Genomic DNA, 26,598 nt, shown 5'->3' with positions numbered 1-26,598 from the left:
TTACTCCCGCTGCCTATTACTCCTGCTCCCCGGATGATCCGTGAGCGGCTGACGTCCGGGGTGGCCCTCGGACGGGCTGACGATGGAAAACATGACGATCAGCCAATCAGTCGAGGCCGTGGCCCTCCCCGAAACCCGCATACCGCGACCGCTCACCGCCGCCGCCTTCACCGCCAACTTCGACAGGTTCGCCGTCGGCCCGATCCTGGTGACCGTCGCCACCGCCCTGCACGTCCCGCTCACCGCCACGGTGGCGCTGGCCGGCGGCTACGCCCTCGCCTACGGCCTGTCGCAACCGGTCTGGGGCGTGCTGTCCGACCGGATCGGCCGGCTGCCCGTGGTCCGCACCGCCCTGGGCATCGCCGCGCTGGCCGGTCTTTCCTCGGCCGTGGCGCCCAACCTCTCCGTCCTCCTGATCCTGCGCGTCCTCACCGGCTTCGCCTTCGGCGCCGTGGTGCCCTCCTCGCTCAGCTTCGTCGGCGACGCCGTCCGGCCCGAGCGCCGGCAGGGTGCGCTCGCCGACCTGATGGCGGCCTTGGGGTTGGGGAGCGGCCTGGCCGGCCTGTTCGCCGGGGTGGTCGCCAACTGGCTGGACTGGCGCCTGGTGTTCGCGGGCCCGGCGCTCGTGGCCCTGATCGCGCTGATCGGCCTGCGCGGCGCGGTGGAACCGGAACGCCCGGCCGTCGGCAGCCTGTCGGCCCAGCTCACGGCCGTGCTCCGGGCGCCCTTCGCCTACCTGGTGGCCGCGCTCGGCGTGATCGAGGGCGCGGTGCTGCTCGGCGGCCTGACCTTCGTCGCCCCGGCCCTGCAGCACCGGGGCCTCTCCGAGGCCGAGGCCGGCGCGATCGCCGCGCTGTACGGCGCCGGGACCCTGGTGTTCACCCGCGCGGTCAAGGCCCTGACGACTCGTCTGGCACCCCACCTGCTGGCCGCGATCGGCGGCGCCTTCATCGTCCTCGGCTACACCGCCGCCGTCCTCGCCCCCAGCGTCTGGACCTACGCCCTGGTGGCCACCCTGCTCGGCGCGGGCTGGGCCTTCCTGCACTCCACCCTCCAGGCCTGGGCCACCTCGGTGGTGCCGGAGGCGCGCGGCACGGCGGTCTCGCTGTACGTCGCCGCCCTGTTCGTCGGCAGCGCCCTGGGGACGATGGCGGGCGGCAGCGCGGCCGCCCACGGGCGGTTCGGGGAGATCTTCGGCCTGGCCGCGGTCGTGACGGTGCCGCTCACAGCGGCGGTGGTGATCGGCCGCCGCCGGTTCACGGCCCGTGGCTGACAACTGAAGGAGGAGCCGTGCAGACCCTGCTGACCCACTACACCCTTGCCGAGTTGCGCCGGCGTCGATCCGTCAGGGCTGTCCGCAGAGCGTCGGACGAGGTTCCACAGCGATGTGGCCAGGGCCCGTGCGCAGCGTCGGCAACTGGACGACGCGGTCGGCGAGCGCCTGGCGGCCCGTGAGTTGGTGCCGGAGATGTTCCACGCCATGCCGCCGGTGAAGCAGTTGGTGGCCGACCTGTCGGCCATGAGTGATCCGGTGTCCGATCAGCTGGCGGACCTCGCAGGGGCTTGGCCGGGTGAGCCGATCGGCCTCCCACCCTTGACCGGCAGTGCTCAGTCGTCCAGCAGCGCCGCTGCTTCCCTCCGGGCCTGGGTGAGCCAGGTCGCTCGGGTTGCCGGGGTGGAGTCGGTGACGGTGCGGAAGACCGTGCGGCGGGTGTCGGTGATGCCGATGTAGGGGAGGACGCAGGCTGCCCAGATGCGTTCCAAGGGGTCGCCGAACTCGTTCCGCTCGCGGTCCTGCGGGGTGTCGGAGGTGTTCAGCACCAGGGCGCGGGTGGCGCGGAGGAGGCCGGTGGGTTCGCCGGCGGCGGTGTCGAGCTTGTAGGCGACGCCGGGGGCCAGGACGCGTTGGACCCAGCCGGTGAGGACGGCCGGGGGCATGCCCCACCAGTTGGGGTGGATCAGCACCAGGGCGTCCAGCGCGGCGAGTTCGGCGCGGTGTCGGACGAGGTGCGGGTCGGTGGTGGGGTCGGCAGCCGCGACCGTCCCGGTCTCCTCGGCGGTGAGCAGGGCCGGGAAGCCCTCGGCGTACAGGTCGTGCGCCCGCACCGCGCAGCCGTGGTCGCGCAGTTCGGCGACCACGGCGTCGAAGAGCGCGTGGTTGAAGCTGCCCGGGCGGGGGTGCGCCAGGTAGACGCCGATCACGGGATTCTCGTGCACCGTCAGAACGTTACGGCTGCTGCTCGCCCTCCGCCAGGGCCTTGATCGCCGCGAGTCGGCTGTCCCACCGGGCCGCGAGCCCGTCGAGCCAGCGGGTGGCCCGGTGCACGGGGGCCGGGTCCGCCGTGTAGTGCACCTCGCGGCCGGCGCGGTGGCTGTGGACCAGGCCGGCCCGTTCCAGGACGGCCAGGTGCTTGGTGACGGCCTGTCGGGTGACCGGGAGGGCGGCGGCCAGCGCGGTGGCGGTGGCCGCGTCCGAGTGGGCGAGCAGGTCGAGGATCTCGCGGCGGACCGGGTCGGCGAGGGCGAGCAGGACGTCCTCGTTCATGCGGGGACGTGCTCGCACTCGGTGCGGAGCAGGGCGAGCTTGCCGGGCCAGTTCGCGCTGTTCGCCTCGTGGCGCTCGGCGGCCTGGGCGACCGGCAGGGCGAGGCCGGCGAAGCCGCTCTCCACCATGGTGAGCAGGGTGCCGCCGGTCGGGGCGGGGGTGAGGGTGAACTCGACCAGGGTGGAGTTGGCCGCGGTGGGCTCCTCGCCGGCCGTGCCCTGGGACCAGCGCCAGGAGAGCCGGGCGGGCGGCTCGACCCGCTCGATCCGGGCGGGGATGGCGCCGTGCACGCCGTGGTCGAGCAGCAGCAGCCCGCCGGGGCGCAGGTCGAGCCGGACCGGGGTGCCGCTGCCGAGCCAACTGCCGAGGAAGGCGGGCTCGGTGAGGACGGACCAGACGCGTTCCGCGGGGGCGTCGATGACGATGGAGCGCTCGATGGTGTCGGGGAGCATGGGGCCTCGTCTCATCGGAACCGTATGTGCAACCCAAAGGTTGCACATACGGCAGCTGACGCGCAACCAGGTGATTGCACGTCAGGAGACGAGCAACTCGGCAACAGGCTCGACCGCTTCGCGCTCCAGCGCCGGGAACCGGATCCGGGTCGCGCAGAGCGAGACCGCCAGCGCGGAGCAGGCCACCGCCGCCATGCCCCAGACCAGCCCGCCGCCGTTGGCGATGAAGCCGATCACGGCCGGCCCGCCCAGCAGGCCGGTGGTGCCCATCGCGGCGACCAGGGAGAGCGCCTCGGCGCCGTGCCGGGCCGCCGCGGCGTAGACGCACGGGGTGACGGCGGCCATGCCCAGGCCCATGCAGGCGAAGCCGAGCAGCGCCGCCACCGTGCCCCCGGCCAGCAGGGCCAGCGCGAGCCCGGCGGCGGCAACGGCGCTGCCCAGGCGGACCAGCCGGCCGTCGCCCCAGCGGCTGCGCCAGCCGTCCGCGAAGACCCGGGCCAGCACCATCATCACCGAGACCACCGCGATCCCCAGCGGCGCCAACTCCGCGCCCGCGTGCGCCACCTCGCGCAGGTAGAGGGCGGACCAGTCGTTCATCGCGCCCTCGGTGACGGTGCCGAAAGCCATCGCCAGGCCCATCCACAGGGTGATCCTCGTGGGCAGCGGGAGCCTGCCCCGCCGCTCGGTCGACGGTTCGCCGGGAGCGGGATCCTCCGTCAGCAGGCCGGGCGCCGCGAACCCGAGCAGGCCCAGCAGCAGTAGCGAGGCGATCGCGAAGTGCACCACCACCGAGCCGGTGAACAGGTTCACCCCCGAGGCCAGCAGTGCGCCCGCCAGCGAGCCGCCGCTGAAGGTGGCGTGCAGCCTGGCCATCGCGGTCCGGCCGTGCCGCACCTCCAGGGCCGCGCCCTGGGCGTTCATCGCCACGTTGAGGCAGCCCACCGCGACCCCGTCCAGACCGGCCACCAGCAGCGCCAGCGGGTAGTCGGGCACCACCGAGAGCGCCAGCAGCACCCCGACCAGCGCCAGCGCCGAGCCGAGCGAGAGCAGCCGCGAGCCGTAGCGGCGCATCAGCACGGCGACCAGCGGGAAGGAGACCGCCGCGCCCGCCCCGCAGGCCATCAGCAGCAGGCCCAGCTCGGCCGGGCCGATCCCCAGCCGGCTCTTGAAGGCCGGCAGCCGGGCCGCCCAACTGGCGTACTGGAAGCCGAGGAAGCAGAACAGCGCGGCGATCGCCGGCAGTGAGCGCCGGTACGGATCGGCTGGGCGGGGCATGGCGGATCAGCGTCCTTCGGGGGTGGGGGAGTGGAGCGGGCGGCGGATGTACACCGCGCCGGGCCCGTAGTAGTCCGGGATCGGCACCTCGGGGTGGCTGCGGAAGCCGCTGCGCTCCCAGCGGGCGTGCGCGCCGTTCACCGCGACGCCGGAGAGCTGGCGGTAGCCGGCCGCCGACGCGATCTCGACCAGCCGGTCCAGCAGCCGCTCGGCCAGGCCCCGCGAGCGGTGCTCGCGGGCCACCACGAGGTCGTGGATGTGCAGGTTGTCGGGCCGGTCGGCGCGCGCCGCGGCGGTCTCGACCCGGGCGAGGTCGGGGAAGCCGCCGTCCGGGTAGGGGAGCGAGAGCAGGTAGCCGGCCACCCGGTCGGGGCCGTCGGCCAGCACCAGGTTGGTCCGCGGCGAGGCGGCGGCCCGGGAGCGCAGCGCGGCCGGGTCCTCGGAGAGTCCGAGCGGCCCGTAGGTCTCGGCCTCCAGCGCGGTGACGCCGGGCCAGTCCGACTCGGCGAGGGCGCGCAGTTCGAGTTGACGGAGCATCAGGCCTCCTCGGCAGTGCCGGTCACCGGCAGGCAGCGGTACGGCAGCGGCGTGAAGCCGTTGAAGCCCTGGGTCAGGTAGCTGGTCGCGTAGGCCCCGCAGCCGAGCACCCAGACCGGGTCCCCGGAGGCCAGCCCGGCCGGCACCGGCACCAGGCCCTGGCCGTCCCGGTGCCAGAAGGCGTCGTCGCTGTCGCAGGTCGGGCCGGCCACCACGGCCGGCACCAGCTCCCCGGCCGGGTGGCCGGGGAAGACCAGCGGGTACTGCAACTCGTCCATCTCGTAGAGCCCGTTGAACTTGCCGCAGCTCAGGTAGAGCCAGTGGTCGCGCTCGCCGCCGAGCTGCTCGCGGTCGGTCAGCCGGAGCACCTCGGCGCGGATCGCGCCGTGCTCGGCGACCAGGTGGCGGCCGGGCTCGATCAGGAAGTCCAGCGGGGTGCCGGCGGCCTCGCGCAGGCGCTGCTGCCCCTCCCGGATCACCGTGAAGATCTTCTCCAGCGGCGGGTCCAGCGGTCGGCCGTGCTTGTCCAGGCAGCCGAGCGCGGGCAGGCCGCCGCCCAGGTTGACGTGGTCCACCGCGATGCCCCGGCGGCGCAGTTCGGTGAGCACGTCGGCCAGCGTGTCGAAGGCGCTCTGCCAGCCCTCGGCCTGCATCTGCTGCGAGCCGACGTGCACCGACAGGCCGGCCGGCACCAGCCCGGCCCGCCGGGCGCCGTCCAGCACCCGCACCGCGTCCCGGGCCGAGCAGCCGAACTTGCGGCTCAGGCCCCACAGCGCGCCCTCGCCGCTGGTGGCCAGCCGGCAGAAGACCCGGGCGCCGGGGGCGTTCGCGGCGATCGCGGCCACGTCGGCCAGGTTGTCGGTGGCGAAGTCGCGCACGCCGAGGGCGTGCGCCTCGGCGATCTGCCGGTCGGACTTGATGGTGTTCCCGTAGTGGATCCGGCTCGCGGGCGCGCCGGTCCGCAGCGCCTGGGCGATCTCGTTCGGGCTGGCCGCGTCGAAGCCGGCGCCGGCCTCGGCCAGGGTGGTCAGGACCTCGTCCACCGGGCCCGCCTTCATCGCGAACCGCACCGAGACGCCGGGCAGTTGCCGCAGCAGGGCGGCGTACTGCGCGGCGATCCCGGCCAGGTCGTAGATGATCACGTCACGGTCGGCGGCGGTCAGCGCGGCCCGCAGGCGGGGGTCAAGGCGCATGGCTCGCGGCCCGGTCGAGGCCGATCCCGGTGGCGGCGGCGACCAGGTCGGCCCAGCCCTCGGTGAGCAGCGCGAAGTCCTCGATGTCGGCCTGCGCCTCGTCCAGCAGCTGCTCGCCGAGCTCCGCCAGCCGGTCCGCGAACTGGGCGTAACGGCCGCCCAGCTTGCGGTAGTTGGCGTCCACCTCGGCGAGCCGCCAGCGGTTCTCGGCGCGGTCCAGGCCGGCGCTCTCCCGGGCCAGCGCGGCGATCAGGTCGCCCCGCGCGGTCAGCTCCGGGGTCAGCAGGCCGAGGCCCAGTTCGCCGCCGAGCTCGCCCATCCGCCGGTAGACGTGGTTGAGGTAGAGCATCGAGAGCAGGAACTTGGCGAACCGCAGCTGGTAGGCCTGGAAGCCGGCGTCGGTGCGCCGCTCGCCGTCGTAGAAGTTGACGATGTGCCGGTTGTGCACCACCCCGGGCAGCTTGGCGTCGAAGACCAGGTGGATCAGGAAGTAGTCGCTGCCGATGGTGTCGCAGGCCGGCAGCAGCGGCACCTGCTGGTAGACGTCCCGGTGGAAGGCGATGTTGCACATGTCGAGCCGCCACATGTCGATCACGTCGAGCACGCTCCGGTCGGCGGTGAACGGCTCGGTGCCGGCGCCCCGGAAGGACTCCTCGACCAGGTGCTGCTTCTCCTCCTCGGTCCAGTCGACCGGCGCCCACAGGCTGACCACGTCGTGGTACACCTGCGGGTCCAGCCGCTCGATCTCGCCGATGTCCACCGAGAGCTCGCCGATGAAGGAGGCGCCGACCAGGGCCACCGGCCGCTCGGCCAGCTCCGGGGCCAGGGCGTGCTCGGTCACCTCGGCGGCGGCCTCGGCGGCCGGCCTGCCGATGCTCGCCAGCTCCTGGTCGATCGGGTACAGCGGCGCCCCGTCGTGCTGCTGGTAGTGCAGGTCGGAGTCGCGCCGGTGCACCGACTCGCAGCCGAGCGCGGCGGCGATCAGGAACGCCCGGTTGGTGCAGGCGCCGTAGGAGACGCCCGCGGGCAGCATCAGGTCGAGCAGCAGCTCCGGCTTGGCCAGCCCCGAACGCTCGACGGCGGCGGCCAGGAAGGCGCGCTGGGCGGCCTCGTCCAGGTGGTGCACGGTCACCCCGGGCGCCGCGGGCAGCGCGCGCAGCGCCGCCGCGTGCTCGGCCAGCGCCGCCGGGTCGGCCGAGTCCAGTACCAGCAGCTCGACGGCCACGCCGAAGGTCCGGGCCGCGTGCGCCGCCTCGGCGCCGATCTGCGCCAGGGTCGGCACGCAGGCCCGGTTGGTCGGCAGGGCCAGGCAGATCCGCCGCACTCCGGTGCTCCGGTCGGTGGTGCTCATACCGGCTCTCCGTTCCGGGAGTTCTGGGAGTTCCGGGAGGTCCCGGAGGTCCAGGAGTCCCAGGACTTGAGGCCCAGCAGCCGCTCGCCGAGCGGGTCGAGCTCGGCGGCGCCGTAGCGCAGCGACTCGTGCTCGGTCAGGTCGCCGACCAGGGTCTTGTTCCAGTCCGGCGTGGTGAGGTGCTGCCAGGAGTCGATCCGGGACTCCCGCATCCGGGTGTGCTCCTCCAGCGCGGGCATCATCGACAGGTACTGGACGGCGCGCACGCCGTCGGCCGAGGTGTTGCGGGCCACCCCGTGGGCCAGCAGGCCGTTCCAGATCAGCAGGTCGCCGGCCTTCAGCTGCGGGCGGACCACCGGGAACTCCGTGCGGTCCACGTCGGGGCGGATCGGGTCGCGGTCGGCGGGCTGGCGGGACTTCCAGTCATCGAAGCGGTGGAACAGCTCCGGGTCGCACTGGAAGCCGCCGAGCTCGGGCTCGGTGTCGCCCAGCGCGATGATGCCCTGCACCCGCTGCGGCAGCACGGTCAGCGTGGTGTCCACGTCCCAGTGCAGCTCGATGTCGAAGCCGCGGTCGGTGGGCTCGATCAGCGCCCGGTCGCGGTTGCGCACGTTGGGCGGGTTGAGGTTGAGCCGGTCCAGGGTGACCCAGAGCTCCTCGCAGTCCCAGACGTCGACGAAGGCGTCGTAGACCCGCCGGTTCTGCCGGCTGTCCCAGATCAGCTGGTGCTGGTAGGCCTCGACGAAGCCGTAGACGTGCAGGTGGCGGTCGAGGTCGTCGCGGAACGGACGGTCCTGGTACCAGCTCTCGGGGTCGGTGGGGTCGAGCCGCTGGAAGTCCCAGGCGAAGTCGAGCAGGGCCCGGGCGGCGGCCGCCGGGATCGCCTCCCGGACCACCACGTAGCCGTAGTCCTGCCAGTGCCGGAAGTCCTCGGGGGAGAGCACCCGCAGCGGGAGGTCCTTCTCGATGTCCCGCAACGGGGTCTGCGCGAGGTAGGACTCGCCGTCGTTGCTGAAGTACGGGCGCTGGGAGGCGGCCCGGAACAGGTGGGGGTACGTCGCCATGCGGTCGCTCCAAGGATCGAGCAGGCAGGGGTGCGGGGATCGGCGGCGGGAGGGGCGGCCCTGGTCCGGCCGTCCTCGGGGCAGCCGTGAACCATCGGGCCGGCAGCGGCCGTTGGTCTGGACAACGGGCCCTCGCCGGATCCGAACTGGTGTTCATGGACAGATTGGACTAGACCACGCAAAAGTGTCAACGGTGTTCCGGTTCAGGCGCGGTGACGCCGCGCCAGCGACTCGGCGCGCGGCAGCGCAACGGCCCACGGCAGCCCGACGGCCCGGAAAAGCGAGACGGCCCGGAAAAGCGAGACGGCCCGGAAAAGCGAGACGGCCCGGGGCGCCGGCCCGTGGGCCGTCACCCCGGGCCGTCGCCCGGGCGGGAGGTCTGCGGCTCAGCTGGGCCGCTGCAGACGGGTGATGAACTTGTACCGGTCGCCCCGGTAGATCGAGCGCACCCACTCCACCGGTGCGCCCTCGGCGTCGAAGGAGTGCCGGGAGAGCTGGAGCATAGGCAGTCCGAGGTCGGAGCCGAGCAGCCCGGCCTCGCGCGGGTTGGCCAGCGTGGTCTCGATGGTCTCCTCGGCCTCGGCCACCACCACCCCGTACACCTCGCGCAGTGCGGTGTAGAGCGAGTTGTGCTTGACCAGGTTGCGGCGCAGCGCCGGGAACCGCTTGGCCGAGAGGTGGGCCACCTCGATCGCCATCGGGTCGCCGTTGGCCAGGCGCAGGCGCTCGATCCGCAGCACCCGGCTGCCGGGCTTGATGTCCAGCAGGGGGGCCAGCCGGTCGTCGGCGGTCACGTAGCCGACCTCGATCAGCCGGGAGGTCGGCTCCAGGCCCTGGGCCCGCATGTCCTCGGTGTAGGAGGTCAGCTGCAGCGCCTGGGCGACCTTGGGCTTGGCGACGAAGGTGCCCTTGCCCTGGATCCGCTCCAGCCGCCCCTCCACCACCAGCTCCTGCAGGGCCTGCCGGACGGTGGTGCGGGAGGTGTCGAACTGGGCGGCCAGTGCCCGCTCCGGCGGCACGGGGGTGCCGGCCGGCTGGGTCTCGGTCAGCTGGAGCAGGTGCCGCTTCAGGCCGTAGTACTTGGGCACGCGCGCTGCCGCGGGGTCGCCCGTGGTGGCGGACTGCGTGGGCAGCGCCCCCGTCTGGGCGAGCTGGGCCGTGGTGCCCCCGTCGGTGCTCATGAGCCGCTTCTCCGCTCCTGCCGGGGTCCGCGATCGACCCCACTACCTCGTTAACGGCACACATCGTTGCACGTATGCCTGGGCGACGGGGAGCTCATCACGTGATGAACGAGTAGCGGTGTCGGCTTGGTAACGGCTCGTCCGGATTGCTCATCGGCCCGTTGACACACCCATTGGTCTAGGCCAAGCTCCAGGCATCTGGTCTACACCACTGTGGACCAACTCATGAATCCCCAGCCCATCTCAGGGTTCGCGACACCACTTTCGGACAGTATGCGGGAGTATGTCGCCGGCCACCGATGGGGGTCCCCGGGCATCCCTCAGGAGGATGGCGTGAAGCGTCAGCTCATCGCGGCGGTCGGCGTCGCGGCAATGGTCGTCGGCGTCGCGGCCTGTGGTTCTTCGGCCAAGAAGGACGACAACGCTGGCAAGCCGGCCAACTACAACGGCAAGACCCTGAACGTCTGGCTGATGGACGGCTCGGCCCCGCAGACCTGGCAGGACGGCATCAAGGCCGACTTCGAGTCGCAGTACCCGGGCGCCAAGCTCAACATCCAGATCCAGAAGTGGGACGGGATCGGCCAGAAGGTCACCACCGCCCTCTCCGAGGGTTCGGTGGACGTCCTGGAGGTCGGCAACACCCAGACCGCGGGTTACGCGGCCTCGGGCGGCCTGCTCGACCTGACCTCGTCGAAGGCCGACCTCGGCGGCACCGACTGGGCCGCGAACCTGAACGCCTCCTCCGTGCTGGACGGCAAGCAGTACGCCGCCCCGTGGTACTTCACCAACCGCGTCGTCATCTACAACAAGGCGCTGTTCACCAAGGCCGGCATCACCGCCACGCCGACCACGCTGGACGAGTACTACGGCGACCTGGACAAGCTCAAGGCCGCGGGCGTGCAGGACCCGATCTACCTGCCCGGCGAGGAGTGGTACACCTACTTCGGCCTGATCGCCGGCGAGGGCGGCCAGATCGCCAAGCAGGTCAACGGCAAGTGGGTCGGCAACCTGGAGTCGCCGGAGGCCAAGGACGCCTTCGCCACCTTCCAGAAGCTGCAGAGCTACTCGACCGCCCCCAAGGACAAGGACGAGGCGACCCCGCAGCAGTCCACCCTGTTCCCCAAGGGCACCATCGGCTCGATGATCGGCCTCGGCTGGGAGGCCCCGGCCCCCAAGGACATGCCGGCCGACCAGATCGGCTTCTTCTCGGTCCCCGGCAAGACCGCGGACAAGCCGTCCGGCGTCTTCCTCGGCGGCTCCAACCTGGCGATCGCCCAGGACACCAAGAACCAGGACCTGGCCAAGGGCTTCCTGAAGCTCGCGATGTCGGACAAGTTCGAGGGCCAGATGGCCTCCGCCGGTCTGATCCCGAACAAGACCTCGCTGGACTCGCTGGCCACCACCGAGTTCGACAAGGCCGCGCTGCCGGCCTCCGCCAACGGCGCCACCACGCCGAACCTGGCGAACTGGTCGAACGTCGAGAACGACCCGAACCCGATCAAGGACTTCCTGGCCGCCGTCCTCCAGGGCGCCGACTACGACAGCACCGCCAAGAAGTACGACGACGAGATCACCAAGCGGCTCGGCCAGAGCCAGTAGGACCCGGGCGGCGTCGCCCACCGGCCTCCCACGGCCCGGCCCCGGCCGGGCTGGACGAGGCCGGTGGGCGGCGTCGCTGCCCCCGTTTCGGGCAACCCAGTCGGCCACCCCAGTCGGCCAGGCGTGAGGAAGAGAGAACAACCGATGGCTGTTCAGTCGGAACCGGTACGGGCCAAGACGCCCGGCGCGGGTGTCGGCGGTGACGTTCCCAAGGGGTCGAGGCCGTCCGCCGGTCCCGGTCCGCTGAGCCGCAGCACGCCCTACCTGCTGCTGCTCCCGGCCATCGCGGCCACCCTGGCGCTGCTCCTGTGGCCGCTGGTCGAGACGGTCATCCTGTCCTTCCAGAACCTGAACAAGCGTCAGCTGATCCTGCACGAGACCCAGTGGACCGGGTTCAAGAACTACACCGACCAGCTGTCCAGCAGCGAGTTCTGGCACACCGCCGGCCGCTCGGTCGCCTTCACCGTGATCAACGTGGTGCTGGTCATGGTGATCGGCACGCTGGTCGGCCTGCTGCTGAACCGGCTCGGCAAGAAGATGCGGCTGGCGCTGCAGATCAGCCTGATGCTCGCCTGGGCGATGCCGTTCGTGGCCCAGACCACCGTCTTCACCTGGCTCTTCGACTCCCGCTACGGCGTGGTCAACTGGTTCCTGGACAAGCTCGGTTGGCACAGCATGGCCGACTACAACTGGTACAGCTCGCAGTACTCCACGTTCTTCGTGATCATCCTGCTGATCGTCTGGGGCTCGATCCCGTTCGTCGCCTTCAACATGTACGGCGCGCTGACCACGATCCCCAACGAGCTGTACGAGGCGGCCCGGTTGGACGGCGCCGGCTCCTGGAAGATCTTCACCTCGGTGATCTACCCGAACCTGAAGCCGTTCTTCCTCGGCACCACGTTCCTTGAGGTCATCTGGATCTTCAAGTGCTTCACCCAGGTCTACGCCATCAACGACGGCGGACCGCAGCGGCTCACCGAGACCCTGCCCGTCTACGCCTTCATCGAGGGCGTCGGCAACCAGCACTACGGCGTCGGGTCGGCGATCGCGGTGCTCACCATCCTGATGCTCTCGGTGCTGATGGGTTACTACTTCCGGATCATCATCAAGCAGGAGGACGAGCTGTGAGGCGCTCCGTGCTGGGACGCAGCTGGCCGAACGCCATCGCCGTCGTCCTCGTCATCTTCTTCGCGTTCCCCGTCTACTGGATGATCAGCACGGCCTTCAAGAAGACCGGCGACATCATCAGCAAGACCCCGGTCTTCATCCCGTTCAACGGCACCCTGGAGCACTTCTCCACCGCCACCGGCGCCGACCAGTTCTGGTCCTTCGTCGCCAACAGCTTCATCGTCACGGTGGTCGCGGTGAGCGCCTCGCTGGTGATCGCCACGGCGGCCGCCTTCGCCGTCACCCGGATGCGGTTCCGCGGCCGCAAGGCCTTCGTGCTGGTGGTGATGGTCTCCCAGATGGCGCCGTGGGAGGTCATGACGATCTCGATCTACATGATCGTGCGCGACAACAACATGCTGAACAGCCTGGTGCCGCTGACCCTCTTCTACATGATGATGGTGCTGCCCTTCACGATCTGGACGCTGCGCGGCTTCATGGCCGCCGTGCCCAAGGAGCTGGAGGAGTCCGCGATGGTGGACGGCTGCACCCGCTTCCAGGCCTTCGTCCGGGTGATCTTCCCGCTGCTCGCGCCCGGCCTGATGTCCACCTCGCTGTTCGGCTTCATCACCGCGTGGAACGAGCTGCCGCTGGTCCTGGTCCTGAACAAGGCGACCGGCCCCGGCACCGCGCAGACCCTGCCGCTCTGGCTGACCTCGTTCCAGACCACCTTCGGCGACGACTGGGGCGCCACCATGGCCGCCTCCACGTTGTTCTCCCTCCCGGTGCTGCTGATCTTCTTCCTGTTCCAGCGCAAGGCCGTCGGCGGTTTGACCGACGGCGCAGTAAAGGGCTGACCCTTGAGCATCCTGACCCAGACCGTCCAGGACAGCGACCAGCTGCACCGCGACGCGCTCACCGTGCTGCAGCCCGGCTTCGAGGGCAGCACGCCCCCCGAGTGGGTGCACCGGCACATCGCCGCCGGCCTCGGCTCGGTCGCGCTGTTCGGCCGCAACGTCACCGACCAGGCCCAGTTGGCCGCGCTCACCGCCGAACTGCGCCGGGAGAACCCGGACCTGCTGATCGCGATCGACGAGGAGGGCGGCGACGTCACCCGCCTGGAGGTCGGCTCCGGCTCCTCCTGGCCGGGCAACCTGGCGCTCGGCGCGATCGACGACCCGGCCCTGACCCGGGACGTGGCCCGCGAGCTGGGCCGGGCGCTGGCCGAGTGCGGGGTCAACTTCAACTGGGCGCCGGCCGCCGACGTCAACTCCAACCCGGGCAACCCGATCATCGGGGTGCGCTCGTTCGGCGCCGACCCCGAGCTCTGCGCCCGGCACACCGCCGCCTGGGTGGAGGGCCTGCAGGAGGCCGGCGTCGCCGCCTGCGCCAAGCACTTCCCGGGCCACGGCGACACCAACGTGGACTCGCACCACGGCCTGCCGCTGATCGACGTGGACGAGGAGCTGGTCCGCGCCCGCGACCTGCCGCCGTTCCGGGCCGCGGTGGCGGCCGGCGTCAAGGCACTGATGAGCGCGCACATCATGATCCCGGCGCTCGACCCGCAGTTCCCGGCCACGCTGAGCGCGGCGGTGCTGGGCGGTCTGCTGCGGGCGCCGGAGAGCGCGGGCGGTCTCGGCTACCAGGGCCTGATCGTCACCGACGCGATCGAGATGGGCGCCATCGCCGACACCTACGGCATCGCCCGGGGCACCGTGCTGGCGCTGGCCGCCGGCGCCGACGCGATCTGCGTGGGCGGCGGGCTGTGCGACGAGGAGACCGTGCTGGAGCTGCGGGACGCCATCGTGGCGGCGGTCCGGGAGGGCCGGCTGGCCCCGGAGCGGCTGGCCGACGCGGCCGCCCGGGTCCGGGAGCTGGGCTCCTGGGCGCGGCAGGGCCGGCTGAAGGCCCCGGTCGAGCCGGACCTGTCGATCGGCCTGCGGGCCGCCCGCCGGGCGCTCAAGGTGACCGCCGATCCGGCGCGGCCGTTCGTGCCGGTGACCGACCGGCCGTTCGTCGCCTCCTTCTCGCCGGAGTCCAACATCGCGGTCGGCGACGACACCCCGTGGGGCGTGGCCGGCATGCTGGCCGAGCGCTTCCCGGGCACCCGCAGCCGCGGCATCGGCCCGGAGCAGGCCGGCGAGGCCGAGCTGGACGCGCTGGTGACCGACCTGCTGGCCGCGGCCGAGGGCCGCCGGCTGGTGCTGGTGGTGCGCGACGTGCACCGCCACGACTGGATGTCAGCGGCACTGCGCCTGCTGCTGAACGCCCGCCCGGACTCGCTGGTGGTGGAGATGGGGGTGCCGCAGGCCCGCCCGGCCGGCGCGCTGCACATCGCCACCCACGGCGCGGCGCGGGTCTGCGGGCTGGCCGCCGTGGAGGTGCTCACGGGCCAGCCCACGGTCAGCCGCTGAAAGCTTTCTGACCGCCGCTCAGTACCGGGGCCCCGGTGGAGGAGAAATCCTCCGCCGGGGCCCCGGTGCATTTCCTGGGAATTCCCTGAATGCCCGTCACAACGGCTTTCCGTAATGTCCTGCCGCAATGCCTTGCCCCAATGGTTCGTGGCGGACTTGTCATGCCTTAAGCAGGCATTAAGGCAACCTCGGGTAGTGAAACCGTCTCACACTGCTTACTGTGCACAACGGGTGTGCAACGGCGGGGGTTTGACGGCCGTTCCGCGTTGACATCGGGTTTGGTCTAGGCCAGGCTCCAGAAATCTGGTCTGGACCACCCCCGACCTCGGTTGCCCCGGCCGACGTTCGTCCCGGGCGTCCCTCAAACCGTTTTCCCGGGAGGATTGCGTGAAGCGTCGTCAGCTCTTTGCCGCGACCGTCGGCACCGCGCTCGCCGTGAGCCTGAGCGCCTGCGGGGGCGGCGGCGGTGGCCCCGCCGCCGGGAAGTCGACCGATCCCAGGGCGATGACCGGCACGCTCACCGTCTGGCTGATGAACGACGCCCAGACCAGCTGGCCCGACCTGGTGCAGCAGGTCAACGACGAGTTCGCCCAGCAGTACCCGAACGTCACGCTCAAGCTGAGCTACCAGAACTGGACCGACAAGGTCGCCAACCTGGACACCGCGCTCGGCCAGGACAAGGCGCCGGACGTGGTGGAACTCGGCAACACCGAGACCATGAAGTACATCCTGAACGGCTCGCTGGCCCAGCTCGACCGCACCGACTACGACAACTCCGACAGCTGGATCCGCGGCCTGGAGGACACCTGCACGTACAACGGCAAGCTGTTCTGCGTGCCCTACTACGCCGGTGCGAGAGTCGGCATCTACAACAGCGCGATGCTCCAGCAGGCCACCGGCAGCGCCGACTTCCCGAAGACCGAGGACGACCTGAAGGCCGCGATGGACAAGGTGGCCGCCGCGCACAAGGACGACAAGTCGTTCTCCGCCCTCTACCTGCCCGGGCCCTACTGGTACGCGGCGATGTCCTACGTGGCGGCGTACGGCGGCACCATCGCCAAGTTCGACAGCGCCGGCAACTGGCACGGCACGCTGGAGGACCCGAAGGCGGAGCAGGGCATCCAGCACTTCGTCGACCTGGTCAAGCGCTACAACCACGGCGACCTGACGGTCAACGAGCTGCACCAGTCGGACGTGCTGGGCCAGCAGAAGGCCGCGGTGCTCTACGGCAACAGCTGGGAGGCGGCCAACGCCGCCGGCACGGCCGGTGCCGACCCCTCGCTGAAGGACAGCCTCAAGGTGGCCGCCTTCCCCGGCCCGAACGGCCAGCCGCTGCCCTCCTTCATCGGCGGCTCCGACCTGGCGATCACCGCGAAGTCCCAGGTCACCGCGGCCGCCACGGCCTGGGTCAAGCTCTTCACCAGCGCCAAGTCGGAGGCGCTGCTGGCGAGCAAGAACATCCTGCCGAACAACCTCACCCAGCTCGACCCGCTCAAGTACAAGCCGGACACCGCCGCGGCCGCCAACTCCGTCCCCGATGCCTGGTTCACCCCGCTGGCCCCCGGCTGGGCGCAGGTGGAGAAGCAGAACGTGCTGGTCAACATGCTGAACTCGATCCTGGCCGGCAAGTCCGTCGACCAGGCGGCGAAGGCGGCCGACGCGCAGATCAACCAGCTGATCAACAATCAGTCCTGACCGACGACCGGTCCTGACCGGCAATCAGTCCTGCGCGGCGGCCGGTCCGAGGCGACCGGCCGCCGCGCGCTGATCCGGCCCGCCGGGCCGGTCCGGCCATACGATCAACACCGGCACAACGGGCTCGATGTGACGGAGGCTCAGACCATGACCAGTGACCACCAGGCGGGCGCGCCCGGCCGGATCATGGCGGCGGAGATCGCCGAGCAGCCGGCGGTGCTGCGGCGGATCCTGGAGCAGGGGGCCGAGCCGATCCGGGCGGTCGCGGGGCAGATCGCGGCCCGGCGGCCGCGGTTCGTGCTGCTGACCGCGCGCGGCACCTCCGACAACGCGGCGCTGTACGCCAAGTACCTGGTCGAGGTGGTGCTCGGCAAGCCCGCCGGGCTCGCCTCGATGTCGACCACCACCGCGTACGGCGCGCGGCCCGACCTCACCGACGTGCTGGTGGTCACCGTCAGCCAGTCCGGCGGCTCGCCCGACCTGTTCGCCTCCACCCGGGCGGCCCGGGAGGCGGGGGCGGTCACCCTGGCGGTCACCAACAACCCGGCCTCCCCGCTGGCCGAGGCCTCCGAGTTCCACATCGACGTGCTGGCCGGCCTGGAGCGCGCGCTGCCGGCCACCAAGACCTACACGGCCGAGCTGCTCGCGCTCTACCTGTTCGTGCGGGGGATGCGCGGCGAGGGCGGGGCCGCGGCGCGCGAGCTGCCGGAGCTCGCCGAGGCCGTGCTGGCCCGCCAGGGCGAGGTGCGCGCGCTGGCCGAGCGCTACCGGTTCGCCCAGCGGCTGGTCATCACCTCGCGCGGCTACGGCTACCCGACCGCCCGGGAGGCGGCGCTGAAGCTGATGGAGACCACCTACATCCCGGCCACCCCGTTCTCCGGCGCCGACCTGCTGCACGGGCCGCTGGCGATGGTGGACAACGTCTCGCCGGTGATCGCGATCGTGCCCGACGGCAAGGGCGGCGAGGCGCTGCAGCCGGTGCTGGACCGGCTGCGCGGGCGCGGGGCGGACCTGATGGTGGTGGGCCAGCGCGAGCAGGTGGCGGCGGCCTCGGCGGGGTTCGTGCTGCCGGCCGGGGTGCCGGAGGAGGTCCAGCCGGTGCTGGAGATCCTGCCGCTCCAGCAGCTCGCCCACGAGATCACCATCGCCCGCGGCCAGGACCCGGACGCCCCCCGCGCCCTCGCCAAGGTGACCGAAACGCACTGAGGGGCCCCCACAGGAGCCTCCGGAAAAGCACTACGGGCCACGGCGCGACGCGGGACCCTCAACCCTCCCTCCTTGCCCGCCAGCGGGCGGGGGGTCCCCCCGGCCGGAGGCTGGGGGAGAGGGGCCCATAGCGCCGTAGCCCGGAGCTCTCGCTTCGGAGGCGGAGCCGGAAAAGCACTACGGGCCACGGCGCGACGCGGGACCCTCAACCCTCCCTCCTTGCCCGCCAGCGGGCAGGAGGGGCCCATAGCGCCGTAGCCCGGAGCTCTCGCTTCGGAGGCGGAGCCGGAAAAGCACTACGGGCCACGGCGCGACGCGGGACCCTCAACCCTCCCTCCTTGCCCGCCAGCGGGCAGGAGGGGCCCATAGCGCCGTAGCCCGGAGCTCTCGCTTCGGAGGCGGAGCCGGAAAAGCACTACGGGCCACGGCGCGACGCGGGACCCTCAACCCGCGCAGCGCCGTAGCCCGGAGCTCTCGTCGGTCCGTGTGGACGGTGCTGGGATTGTGCGGGACCCCGGCGCCGAACGGGCCGACCGCGGAGAGGCCGCGCGTGGTCAGGGCAGTTGCGCGGTGGTCTCTCCTTGGTGCATCACCATTGTGGACTAGACCAATCTGGGTTGTCCAGGAGAGCCCTGAAATTGGTCTGGACAACCTTGGGGCAGCCGTGCGGCCACCGGTTGGCTACGCTCGCGTTGTGCCCTCGTTGAACGAACTCGTCCGCCGCCACACCACCCTCACCGGTGCCGACGTGGAGTGGCTCCACCTGCTGGTCTCGGAGTGGCAGCTGCTATCCGACCTGTCCTTCGCCGACCTGGTGCTCTGGATCCCCACCTGGGACGGCATCCGGTACGTCTCGGTGGCCCAGATGCGCCCGAACACCGGCCCGACCTCGTACCAGGACGACATGGTCGGCCACCTGGTCCCGCGCGGTCGCCGCCCGCTGCTGGACGCCGCCTTCGACGAGGGGCGGATCGTCCGCGAGGGCGACCCGGAGTGGCGCGAGGAGGTGCCGGTCCGGGTGGAGTCGATCCCGGTCCGCCGGGAGGGCCGGGTGCTCGGGGTGATCGCCCGCAACACCAACCTGCTCACCGTGCGCACGCCGAGCCGGCTGGAGCTCAGCTACCTGCAGAGCGCCTCCGACCTGGCCCAGATGATCGCCGCAGGAACGTTTCCCTACCCGGGCGAGCAGGTGGACATGGACGCCGCCCCCCGGGTCGGCGACGGCCTGATCCGGCTGGACGCCGACGGCATCGTCACCTACGCCAGCCCCAACGCGCTCTCCGCCTACCACCGCCTGGGCCTGACCACCGACCTGGTCGGTGGTCACCTCGGGCGCACCACGGCCGAGTTGGTGCCCCCGTCGCGCGCCGCGGTGCACGAGGCGCTGGTCAAGCTGGCCAGCGGCTGGGCGCCCCGGCAGGCCGAGGTGGAGGCGCAGGACGGGGTGGTCACGCTGCGCGCGATCCCGCTCAAGCCCAAGGGCGTGCCCACCGGTTCGCTGGTGCTCTGCCGGGACGTCACCGAGCTGCGCCGCCGCGACCGGGAGTTGATGACCAAGGACGCCACCATCCGGGAGATCCACCACCGGGTGAAGAACAACCTGCAGACGGTGGCCGCGCTGCTGCGGCTGCAGTCCCGCCGGATGGGCGACGACTCGGCCCGGGCCGCGCTGGACGAGGCGGTCCGCCGGGTCGGCTCGATCGCCATCGTGCACGAGACGCTGTCGCAGACCCTGGACGAGCAGGTGGCCTTCGACGAGATCGCCGACCGGGTGCTGGCGATGGTGATGGAGCTCTCCCAGGACGGTGCGGTGACCACCCGGCGCAGCGGCTCCTTCGGCATCCTCTCCGCCGAGGTGGCCACCCCGCTGGCGATGGTGCTCACCGAGCTGCTGCAGAACGCGCTGGAGCACGCCTTCGGCGGCCGCAGCTCGGGCACCCTCTCGGTGAGCGCGCTGCGCGGCCGCGCGCCGGCCGGCGGCAAGGGCTGGTCGGACAGCTGGACCGGCGGCGCCCGGCCGGAGGAGTACCTGATGATCACCGTGCAGGACGACGGCCGCGGCATGCCGGAGGGGTTCGACCCGCAGCAGGGCGGCAACCTCGGCTTGCAGATCGTCAGGACCCTGGCCACCAACGAGCTGGGCGGCACCTTCGACATGGTCGACGCGCCCGGCGGCGGCACCCGGGTGGTGCTGGAGATCCCGGTCAGGTGAGCGGCTGACGGCCCGTCAACCGGCGGGCCGTGGTAGGCCGGTGACCGGGGGAGGGGAGCCGGGGGAAGAAGAAACGAGGCCCTGTCGACCGGGGGGGGAGGGTCGACAGGGCCTCTCAACCCGTTCCGGCCGTCGGGGGGAGTCGGTCGGAACGGGGGCTCTGTGGGCGAGACGCGGTCCCCGTCCTTGCGTACGGTGAGCGTCTCAGGTCCACGATATTGCTCTGCGTGAACAGTGGCAAGTATCCGGACCCGGGTGAGTCGCAGCGTCGGTTGGCCGCGCCGGCCGTTGTGCCAGGGCGCGGCGGCTCCTGCGGAAGGCTTCGACGGAGTGGCGGTCGAAGCCTGTGATCATGTGTTGATCGATACTGCTGACTAACGGAGAGCGATCGGAACTCGATCGACCGCTCAGGCGGTGCGGGCGCGGTTGCGGGCGGCGCGGCGCTTCATCGCACGACGCTCGTCCTCGCTCATGCCGCCCCAGACGCCGGCGTCCTGACCGGTCTCGAGCGCCCACTGCAGGCACTGCTCCATGACCGGGCAACGGCGGCACACGGCCTTGGCTTCCTCGATCTGCAGCAGAGCAGGGCCGGTGTTCCCGATCGGGAAGAACAGCTCCGGGTCCTCTTCGCGACAGACAGCGCGGTGGCGCCAGTCCATGGTCGTCCAACTCCTCCCGCCGGAGGCGGTGGCCTCCAGCGCTATCGATGGCTTGTGAATGTGAACGCTTTCACGAATCCCACAACGGCAAACAGCGACCAGCGGCCTCTACGGCCTGGAGGTCTGTGCTGAGTGGGGTTCGGGCGAAATCCTGTGGGATCCCCAGCCGGAGGCTGAGTGGGATGCAACAGTGGGGCCGCCTCGCTGTCCCGCTGCGACGCGTCCCGTTCGCCATGTAGAGGTTCGCAAACCTCAGGCTCGGATACAACCCCCTTCGAGGAGGAATTTTTGATTCATCGGTGTCGCCTACCTCACAGGCGGTACTTCTATGGGGTGAAGGGGGCTCGCACGTTCGAGAAGAAGGGCAGGACCCCCTTCTGGTCACACAATCACACGCAGTGCCCGGCGTACGCCTGTGAAACTGACGCGGCTCCTGTCTCCAAGGTGGTCCCCATCGACCTGAAATGGGGCCGGTTCCTGTGAAACCAAGGTGAAGTGCCTGACGTCGTGATAGGACACGACGTGCTTGCCGGTCACCGCGGCGGCCTGGCCCGGCTGCTCCGAAGGCGTGTGCGGGCGCAGAATCTGACGGATCGTGCGAGCGGTTCCGAACGCGGTCATTCGAGTGATGCCGAAGATGTCCAGATCGGTTTCGAAGGACGCGGAAGGGGAGGGAAGCACCGGGCGGCTGCCCAGGAATGTCCACGGCGAGGTGTTCGACACTATTGACATCACGAGGCCCGACTGCGGTGCCCGGCCGGGGATTTCCAGCGTGACGGGCCCGTTCTTGCGCCGCTCACGCTCGGTCACCCAGTGCCGCAGCGCTTCGCGCACGTACAGCGCGTGGGTGGACCGCCGGCCGGACCGGCGCTGCTCCTCCACCCGGCCGACCACCGCGGCGTCGAAGCCCAGCCCGGCCGTGAAGGTGAACCAGCGGTCGGGCAGCCCGGGGCTCATCGCCTTGCCCAGCGAGATCGCCCGCTCCCGCCCGGAGTCCAACGCGTCCAGCAGCACGCCGGTCGCCTCCACCGGGTGGTTCGGCAGGCCGAGCGCCCGGGCGAAGACGTTGGTCGAGCCGCCCGGCACCACCGCCAGCCGCGGCACCTTCTCGCCCGGCCCGTGCGCCAGCAGGCCGTTCACCACCTCGTTGACCGTGCCGTCGCCGCCCAGGGCCACCACCAGGTCGACCGAGCCGTCCGCCACCGCCGCCCGGGCCAGGTCACGGGCGTGTCCGCGGTACTCGGTGACCGCGACGTCCAGCTTGAGGTCGCTGCGCAGGGCGTGGGTCAGTACGTCCCTGGTCCGGCCACTGGTGGTGGTGGCCTTCGGGTTGACGACCAGGAGCGCGCGCATGAGGTTCAGCCTACGGCTCGGTGCCCGGGAGGCGGCGGCTACCCTGCTGGAGTGACCGCCGAATCCGCTCCCGCTCCCGCCGCGCGTCCCGCGCGCCCCACCCCGCTGCTGGCCGGGGTGGCCCTGACCGTCGCCGAGGGCTCCGCGCTCGTGGTCTGGGGCGGCTACATCATCGTGGCCGCCCTGGTCGAGAGCACCCGCAACCAGGGCTTGGCCGAGTACGGCGGCGTGGTGATCCTGCTGCTCGGCCTGCTGCCGCTGGTGGCCGCCCGGGGGCTGCTGAAGCTGCGCCGCTGGGGGCGCACCCCGGCGGTGCTGATCCACACCCTGGCGCTGCCGGTGGCCTGGTTCATGTGGGGGGCCGGCGACGTGATGGCCGGGCTCGGCGCGCTGGTCGGCGTGGCCGGGCTGGCCGGGCTGGTGCTGCTGCTCAACCCGAAGGTGACCGCGGCGCTCTACCAGCCGGAGAGCTGATTCACCGGGAGTGCCGAGCGCACTGAAGTGCCAACGGGGCGCGCGCCTTTCGGCGCGCGCCCCGGCGCATGCTTCCGCTGGTCACTCCTCGACGAGCAGCTTGTCCCGCAGTTGGGCGAGCGTGCGGGCCAGCAGGCGCGACACGTGCATCTGCGAGATCCCCACCTCGGCGGCGATCTGAGACTGCGTCATGTTCCGGAAGAACCGCAGCACCAGGATCTTCTGCTCGCGCTGCGGCAGTTGGGCCAGCAGCGGCTTCAGCGACTCGCGGTACTCGACCCCCTCCAGCGCCTCGTCGGTGGCGCCCAGGGTGTCGGCGACGGCCGGCGACTCGTCGTCGCTGTCCGGCACGTCCAGCGAGAGGGTGGAGTAGGCGTTCGCCGACTCCAGGCCCTCCAGCACGTCCTCCTCGGAGATCCCCAGGTGCTCGGCCAGCTCGTGCACCGTGGGGGAGCGGCCGTGCCGCTGGGAGAGCTCGCTGGTCGCGGTGGTCAGCGAGAGCCGCAGCTCCTGCAGCCGGCGCGGCACCCGGACCGCCCAGCCCTTGTCCCGGAAGTGCCGCTTGATCTCGCCCACGATGGTCGGGGTGGCGTAGGTGGAGAACTCCACCCCGCGCTCGTGGTCGAACCGGTCCACCGACTTGATCAGGCCGATGGTCGCCACCTGGGTCAGGTCGTCCAGCGGCTCGCCGCGGTTGCGGAACCGCCGGGCCAGGTGCTCGACCAGCGGGATGTGCATCCGGACCAGCTGGTTGCGCAGCTCGACCCGCTCCGGCGAACCGTCCGGCAGCGCCGAGAGCTGCACGAACAGCGCCCGGGCGGCCTCCCGGTCCGGGGCCGCCGTGCGGTGCCGCTCGGCGGCCTGGGCGGGCACCGCGGCCCGCACCGTGTCGGCCGCCGGACCCAGTTCCCCGTCGCCCAGCTGGTCATCGGCCGCAGCCTCGGCCCGCCGCTCGCGCGGGTCGGGCTCGTCGGACGGCGGCGGCACGGCCGCCGTCCCATCCGGCGTCGGGTCGGTCGGCTGGCTCATCCGCTGGGCGTCCTTCGGGTGCGCGTCGGGGGAGGGGGCGGGTCCGGCGGACCCGCCGGGCTGCGCCGGCACGGTACGGCGCCGGGCGGCCGTGCCCGCGGCCGGACCGCCGGCGGACGCGGGCGCGTCCGTCGACCGGTCCCGCGCGGGCCGCGGCCCGACGGTGGAGTTGCGATCCAGATCACTCACGGTGATCCCCCGTTCCGTTCCGGGAGCGCCCGGACCGCCGCAGCGGCCGGGCCATCACATTGATTGTTCCGCGACCGGACCGTCCGGCGGGAGTGCCGGTCGCGGGACGGTCCGGCCGTCGTCGGAACTAGGGCTGCAGCAGCGTCCCGCCGCGCTTCTTGTGCAGGCTGATGCTGACCGTGCGGTCCTCGGCCACCGAGGACTCCACCTCGCCGGCCAGTGCGGAGAGCACCGTCCAGGCGAAGGTGTCCCGCTCGGGGGCCCGGCCGTCGGTGGTCGGGGCGGCCACGGTCACCCGCAGCGCGTCCCCGACCAGCCGGAACTCGCAGGACAGCACCGATCCGGGGACCGCCTGCTGGAGCAGGATCGCGCAGGCCTCGTCGACCGCGATCCGCAGGTCCTCGATCTCGTCCAGAGTGAAGTCCAGCCGCGCCGCGAGACCGGCCGTGGCCGTCCGCAGCACCGAGAGGTAGGCCCCCTGGGCCGGCAGCCGGACCTCCACGAAGTCGTTCGCCGCCTGCTCCTCGGGAGCACCGTCGATCTGGGACACCCTCACCTCCTGGGTGACGTGCTGTGCTTCGGCCCCGTGGGCCCCAGCACGTTCTGTTGCTTGGCTCAACTGCTTCGCCCCAACTGTCTTGAGGGGTGGTGCGGTACGTTCCGACTCCTACCCAGCCGGGCGGCACCGGACGCGGGCCGTCCGCCGAGACGTTACCGCGATCGGCCGAGAGATGTCGCGACCTGCGACCGGATTCCCCCTGCGGGGTGGCCGGCCGACGCCGCGTCAGCTCCGGCCGAGGGCCTCCAGCGCCTCGCCGGAGAGCCGGTGGACCGTCCACTCGTCCATCGGCACCGCGCCCAGCGACTTGTAGAAGCCGATCGACGGCTCGTTCCAGTCCAGCACGCTCCACTCGAAGCGCTGGTAGCCGCGCTCCACCGCGGTCCTGGCCAGCGCGGTCAGCAGGGCCCGGCCGTGGCCGCCGCCGCGGTGCTCCGGGCGCACGTACAGGTCCTCCAGGTAGATCCCGTGGGTGCCCTTCCAGGTGGAGAAGTTGCGGAACCACAGGGCGAAGCCGACCGTCTCCAGGCTCGCGTCGTCCTCGGCGATCAGCGCGAACACCGCCGGCTGCTCGCCGAACAGCGCCTCGCGCAGCTGTTCCTCGGTCGCCCGCGCCTCGGGCAGCGCCCGTTCGTACTCGGCGAGCTCGCGGATCATTTCGACGATGCTGGGGACGTCCTCGACGACGGCGTTTCGGATCATGCCGTCGAGCCTACTGGGCGGGCGCCGGAGCCGGGAGACGCGACGGCGCCGCGCCCCCGGTGCGGGGGCGCGGCGCCGTCGGGCGAGGCGGGTGCCTCAGGCCTTCTTGGTCTCCCAGAAGATCGCGTCGATCTCGGCGATCAGGTCGAGCAGGGCCTGGCCGGTGGCCGGGTCGTTCGACGCCTTGGTGGCCGAGGCGGCCTTCAGGGCGCGGTTGAACAGGTCGTGCAGGCCCGGGTAGGTCTCGAAGTGCGGGGCCTTGAAGTAGTCGCTCCACAGGACCGACAGGTGGTGCTTGACGGCCTCGGCGCGCTGCTCCTTGATGATGATGGCGCGGGCGCGGAAGCTGGCGTCCTCGTTGGCCTGGTACTTCTCCTGAGTGGCCTTCACCGACTCGGCCTCGATCCGGGCCTGGGCCGGGTCGTAGACACCGCAGGGCAGGTCGCAGTGGGCGTGGGCGGTGACACGAGGCGCAAACAGACGAGAGAACATGGGAGTCCTTCCTTAGATCGTCTTCCCGCGCCGAGATTACCCCGAGCGATCCGCGATCTCATGGCCGGGACGACGGCCTAGGGCAAAAGGTTGAGTCGGAACCGGGCGATATCGGGCACGCGTTGGGCATGCGGGATGCTGGACCCGGAGCGGGTCACCGCTCCACGGACCGCAACGGCATGACGAGGAGGTGGGCAGCATGGCGGCACTGCGGCGGCGGGACACTGACGCAGGCCCAGAACCCGTGGTCCGCACGGGGGGCGGGCTGGTGCCGATCGGAGTGGTGGACGTGGACGGGCCCTCGATGGTCCCGACCCTCTACCCGGGGGACAGGGTGGTGGTCCGGTACGGCGCCAGGGTCCGGCCCGGCGCGGTGCTGCTGGTCCGTCACCCGATGCGGCAGGACCTGCTGGTGGTGAAGCGCGCCGCCGAACTGCGGAGCAAGGGCTGGTGGCTGCTCTCCGACAACCAGTTCCTGGGCAACGACAGCCGGGACTTCGGCGCGGTGCCGCCCGAGCTGGTGCTCGGCCGGGTGCTGGCGCGGGTCAGCCCCAGCGTGGGCTGGCTGGCCCCGGCGGGCTGGCTGGAGCGGGCGCTGTGCCGCTGGCCGCTCGGGCGGGTGCCGGGGCTGGCGGCCCGCTTCGGGGTGTTCCGCCGGCTCAGCCCCGAGCTGTAGCGGCGTCCGGGGCGGCCTGCTGGGCCGCCTCGGCCCGCTTGCGGGCCCGGTAGGCCGCCACGTTGGCCCGGGTCGCGCAGCGGTCCGAGCAGTAGCGCCGGGAGCGGTTGGTCGAGGTGTCCAGGTAGGCGTTGCGGCAGGGCGCCGCCTGGCAGATGCCCAGCCGGTCGGCGCCCAGCTCGGTCAGCTGGATCGCCAGGCCCATGCAGGCCAGCGCGGCGAAGTTGGCGGTGGCGGTGGCCGCGTGGTCGGCCAGGTGCAGGTGCCAGCGCGGCCGTCCGCTCTCGTCCAGGTAGTCGTGGCCGGAGACCTGCGGGCTCACCGGGTACTCGGCGAGCAGGCCGTTCAGCAGGTCCACCCCGGTGGTCTCGCGGCCGTCGGCGGCGGCCTCGAAGACCGCCCGCAGCCGGGACCGCAGCTCCCGCATCGGGGCCAGGTCGTCCGGGCCGGCCAGCTGGGCGGCGACCGACAGCGGGTTGGCGAACAGCGCGCGCACCGCCTCGGGGCCGGTCAGTGCGTCGGTGCCGCGGTCCGGCTCCTCGCTGTTGACCAACCGGACGGCGTAGTCGGCGTAGAGGGCGAGCTCCACGGGATCCTCCGAGGGAGCGGTAACTGGTGTCTCGCCTTAAGCCTA

Annotated in this window: 26 protein-coding genes; 10 read left to right on the top strand and 16 right to left on the bottom strand. The window is 71.8% G+C overall.

Translation table 11 applies throughout. The features are described 5' to 3' along the window. Positions 1-91: 91 nt before the first annotated feature. Positions 92-1,273: an MFS transporter gene (locus tag FHX73_RS08895; protein WP_145904476.1), complete on the top strand. Its 1,182-nt coding sequence runs from the start codon at positions 92-94 to the stop codon at positions 1,271-1,273. Between the two features lie 335 nt (positions 1,274-1,608). Here FHX73_RS08895 and FHX73_RS08890 read toward each other — a convergent pair whose 3' ends face one another. The 9 genes from FHX73_RS08890 to FHX73_RS08850 all read right to left on the bottom strand — a co-directional run bounded on the left by FHX73_RS08890 (position 1,609) and on the right by FHX73_RS08850 (position 9,598). Next, positions 1,609-2,217, bottom strand: coding sequence for an NAD(P)H-dependent oxidoreductase (locus FHX73_RS08890; RefSeq protein WP_246213427.1), 609 nt, complete (start codon positions 2,215-2,217; stop codon positions 1,609-1,611). A 10-nt stretch (positions 2,218-2,227) separates the two neighbouring features. Next, positions 2,228-2,545, bottom strand: coding sequence for an ArsR/SmtB family transcription factor (locus FHX73_RS08885; RefSeq protein ID WP_145904474.1), 318 nt, complete (start codon positions 2,543-2,545; stop codon positions 2,228-2,230). Further along, positions 2,542-2,997, bottom strand: coding sequence for an SRPBCC domain-containing protein (locus FHX73_RS08880; RefSeq protein WP_246213426.1), 456 nt, complete (start codon positions 2,995-2,997; stop codon positions 2,542-2,544). The genes FHX73_RS08885 and FHX73_RS08880 overlap by 4 nt, the downstream gene beginning before the upstream one ends. A gap of 81 nt (positions 2,998-3,078) precedes the next feature. After that, positions 3,079-4,272, bottom strand: a complete 1,194-nt coding sequence (locus FHX73_RS08875; RefSeq protein ID WP_145904472.1) for an MFS transporter — start codon at positions 4,270-4,272, stop codon at positions 3,079-3,081. A gap of 6 nt (positions 4,273-4,278) precedes the next feature. Next, positions 4,279-4,809, bottom strand: coding sequence for a GNAT family N-acetyltransferase (locus FHX73_RS08870; protein WP_145904471.1), 531 nt, complete (start codon positions 4,807-4,809; stop codon positions 4,279-4,281). Further along, entirely contained in the window at positions 4,809-6,002 is a 1,194-nt protein-coding gene (locus FHX73_RS08865) for a type III PLP-dependent enzyme domain-containing protein (RefSeq protein ID WP_145904470.1), read from the bottom strand. Before FHX73_RS08865 ends, FHX73_RS08870 begins: the two co-directional genes overlap by 1 nt. Then, positions 5,992-7,353, bottom strand: coding sequence for a DUF6271 family protein (locus FHX73_RS08860; protein ID WP_246213425.1), 1,362 nt, complete (start codon positions 7,351-7,353; stop codon positions 5,992-5,994). The genes FHX73_RS08865 and FHX73_RS08860 overlap by 11 nt, the downstream gene beginning before the upstream one ends. Continuing rightward, positions 7,350-8,417, bottom strand: a complete 1,068-nt coding sequence (locus FHX73_RS08855) for a phytanoyl-CoA dioxygenase family protein (RefSeq protein ID WP_145904469.1) — start codon at positions 8,415-8,417, stop codon at positions 7,350-7,352. The genes FHX73_RS08860 and FHX73_RS08855 overlap by 4 nt, the downstream gene beginning before the upstream one ends. A 386-nt stretch (positions 8,418-8,803) precedes the next feature. After that, on the bottom strand, positions 8,804-9,598 hold the full coding sequence (locus FHX73_RS08850; RefSeq protein ID WP_145904468.1) for a GntR family transcriptional regulator: 795 nt from the start codon (positions 9,596-9,598) through the stop codon (positions 8,804-8,806). 333 nt (positions 9,599-9,931) lie between these two features. On the opposite strand from FHX73_RS08850, the gene FHX73_RS08845 reads away from it, so the two are divergent. From FHX73_RS08845 to FHX73_RS08815, 7 genes are all read left to right on the top strand, one after another. After that, positions 9,932-11,197: an extracellular solute-binding protein gene (locus FHX73_RS08845; RefSeq protein WP_145904467.1), complete on the top strand. Its 1,266-nt coding sequence runs from the start codon at positions 9,932-9,934 to the stop codon at positions 11,195-11,197. A gap of 144 nt (positions 11,198-11,341) precedes the next feature. Further along, positions 11,342-12,325, top strand: a complete 984-nt coding sequence (locus FHX73_RS08840; protein ID WP_145904466.1) for a carbohydrate ABC transporter permease — start codon at positions 11,342-11,344, stop codon at positions 12,323-12,325. Further along, positions 12,322-13,161: a carbohydrate ABC transporter permease gene (locus tag FHX73_RS08835; protein WP_145904465.1), complete on the top strand. Its 840-nt coding sequence runs from the start codon at positions 12,322-12,324 to the stop codon at positions 13,159-13,161. The genes FHX73_RS08840 and FHX73_RS08835 overlap by 4 nt, the downstream gene beginning before the upstream one ends. 12 nt (positions 13,162-13,173) lie before the next feature. After that, entirely contained in the window at positions 13,174-14,718 is a 1,545-nt protein-coding gene (locus tag FHX73_RS08830; RefSeq protein ID WP_145908158.1) for a glycoside hydrolase family 3 protein, read from the top strand. Positions 14,719-15,105: 387 nt separating this feature from the next. After that, positions 15,106-16,413 carry an extracellular solute-binding protein gene (locus FHX73_RS08825; protein WP_145904464.1) on the top strand — a complete coding sequence of 436 codons (1,308 nt, stop codon included), beginning with the start codon at positions 15,106-15,108 and terminating at the stop codon, positions 16,411-16,413. 147 nt (positions 16,414-16,560) lie between these two features. Then, positions 16,561-17,619, top strand: a complete 1,059-nt coding sequence (locus FHX73_RS08820) for an SIS domain-containing protein (protein ID WP_145904463.1) — start codon at positions 16,561-16,563, stop codon at positions 17,617-17,619. Positions 17,620-18,313: 694 nt separating this feature from the next. Next, positions 18,314-19,831, top strand: coding sequence for a sensor histidine kinase (locus FHX73_RS08815; protein ID WP_211786160.1), 1,518 nt, complete (start codon positions 18,314-18,316; stop codon positions 19,829-19,831). 407 nt (positions 19,832-20,238) lie between these two features. On the opposite strand, the gene FHX73_RS08810 is transcribed toward FHX73_RS08815, so the two are convergent. Together FHX73_RS08810 and FHX73_RS08805 are read right to left on the bottom strand one after the other, a co-directional pair. Next, positions 20,239-20,490, bottom strand: a complete 252-nt coding sequence (locus FHX73_RS08810; RefSeq protein ID WP_014138019.1) for a WhiB family transcriptional regulator — start codon at positions 20,488-20,490, stop codon at positions 20,239-20,241. 381 nt (positions 20,491-20,871) lie between these two features. Beyond that, positions 20,872-21,843, bottom strand: a complete 972-nt coding sequence (locus FHX73_RS08805) for a diacylglycerol/lipid kinase family protein (RefSeq protein ID WP_145904462.1) — start codon at positions 21,841-21,843, stop codon at positions 20,872-20,874. Positions 21,844-21,894: 51 nt separating this feature from the next. On the opposite strand from FHX73_RS08805, the gene FHX73_RS08800 reads away from it, so the two are divergent. Next, positions 21,895-22,317, top strand: a complete 423-nt coding sequence (locus FHX73_RS08800; protein ID WP_145904461.1) for a hypothetical protein — start codon at positions 21,895-21,897, stop codon at positions 22,315-22,317. A gap of 81 nt (positions 22,318-22,398) precedes the next feature. On the opposite strand, the gene FHX73_RS08795 is transcribed toward FHX73_RS08800, so the two are convergent. From FHX73_RS08795 to sodN, 4 genes are all read right to left on the bottom strand, one after another. Then, on the bottom strand, positions 22,399-23,346 hold the full coding sequence (locus FHX73_RS08795) for an RNA polymerase sigma factor SigF (protein ID WP_425461434.1): 948 nt from the start codon (positions 23,344-23,346) through the stop codon (positions 22,399-22,401). Between the two features lie 316 nt (positions 23,347-23,662). After that, positions 23,663-24,085: an ATP-binding protein gene (locus tag FHX73_RS08790; RefSeq protein ID WP_145904460.1), complete on the bottom strand. Its 423-nt coding sequence runs from the start codon at positions 24,083-24,085 to the stop codon at positions 23,663-23,665. Between the two features lie 234 nt (positions 24,086-24,319). Then, entirely contained in the window at positions 24,320-24,796 is a 477-nt protein-coding gene (locus tag FHX73_RS08785) for a GNAT family N-acetyltransferase (protein WP_145904459.1), read from the bottom strand. 96 nt (positions 24,797-24,892) lie between these two features. Next, entirely contained in the window at positions 24,893-25,288 is a 396-nt protein-coding gene (gene sodN, locus FHX73_RS08780; protein WP_145904458.1) for a superoxide dismutase, Ni, read from the bottom strand. Between the two features lie 268 nt (positions 25,289-25,556). Between sodN and sodX the strand changes: the two genes are divergently transcribed. Continuing rightward, complete coding sequence (sodX, locus tag FHX73_RS08775) at positions 25,557-25,964, top strand: nickel-type superoxide dismutase maturation protease (RefSeq protein WP_342795288.1); 408 nt, start codon at positions 25,557-25,559, stop codon at positions 25,962-25,964. Here sodX and FHX73_RS08770 read toward each other — a convergent pair. Continuing rightward, positions 25,948-26,553 (bottom strand): CGNR zinc finger domain-containing protein, encoded by a 606-nt coding sequence (locus tag FHX73_RS08770; protein WP_145904456.1) that lies wholly within the window; start codon positions 26,551-26,553, stop codon positions 25,948-25,950. The genes sodX and FHX73_RS08770 overlap by 17 nt on opposite strands. Positions 26,554-26,598 lie beyond the last annotated feature (45 nt).

This window comes from Kitasatospora viridis (assembly GCF_007829815.1).
Taxonomy (GTDB): Bacteria; Actinomycetota; Actinomycetes; order Streptomycetales; family Streptomycetaceae; genus Kitasatospora; species Kitasatospora viridis.
The sequence above is the reverse complement of the archived record's forward strand: the minus strand, read 5'-3'. Positions and strand labels throughout refer to the sequence as shown.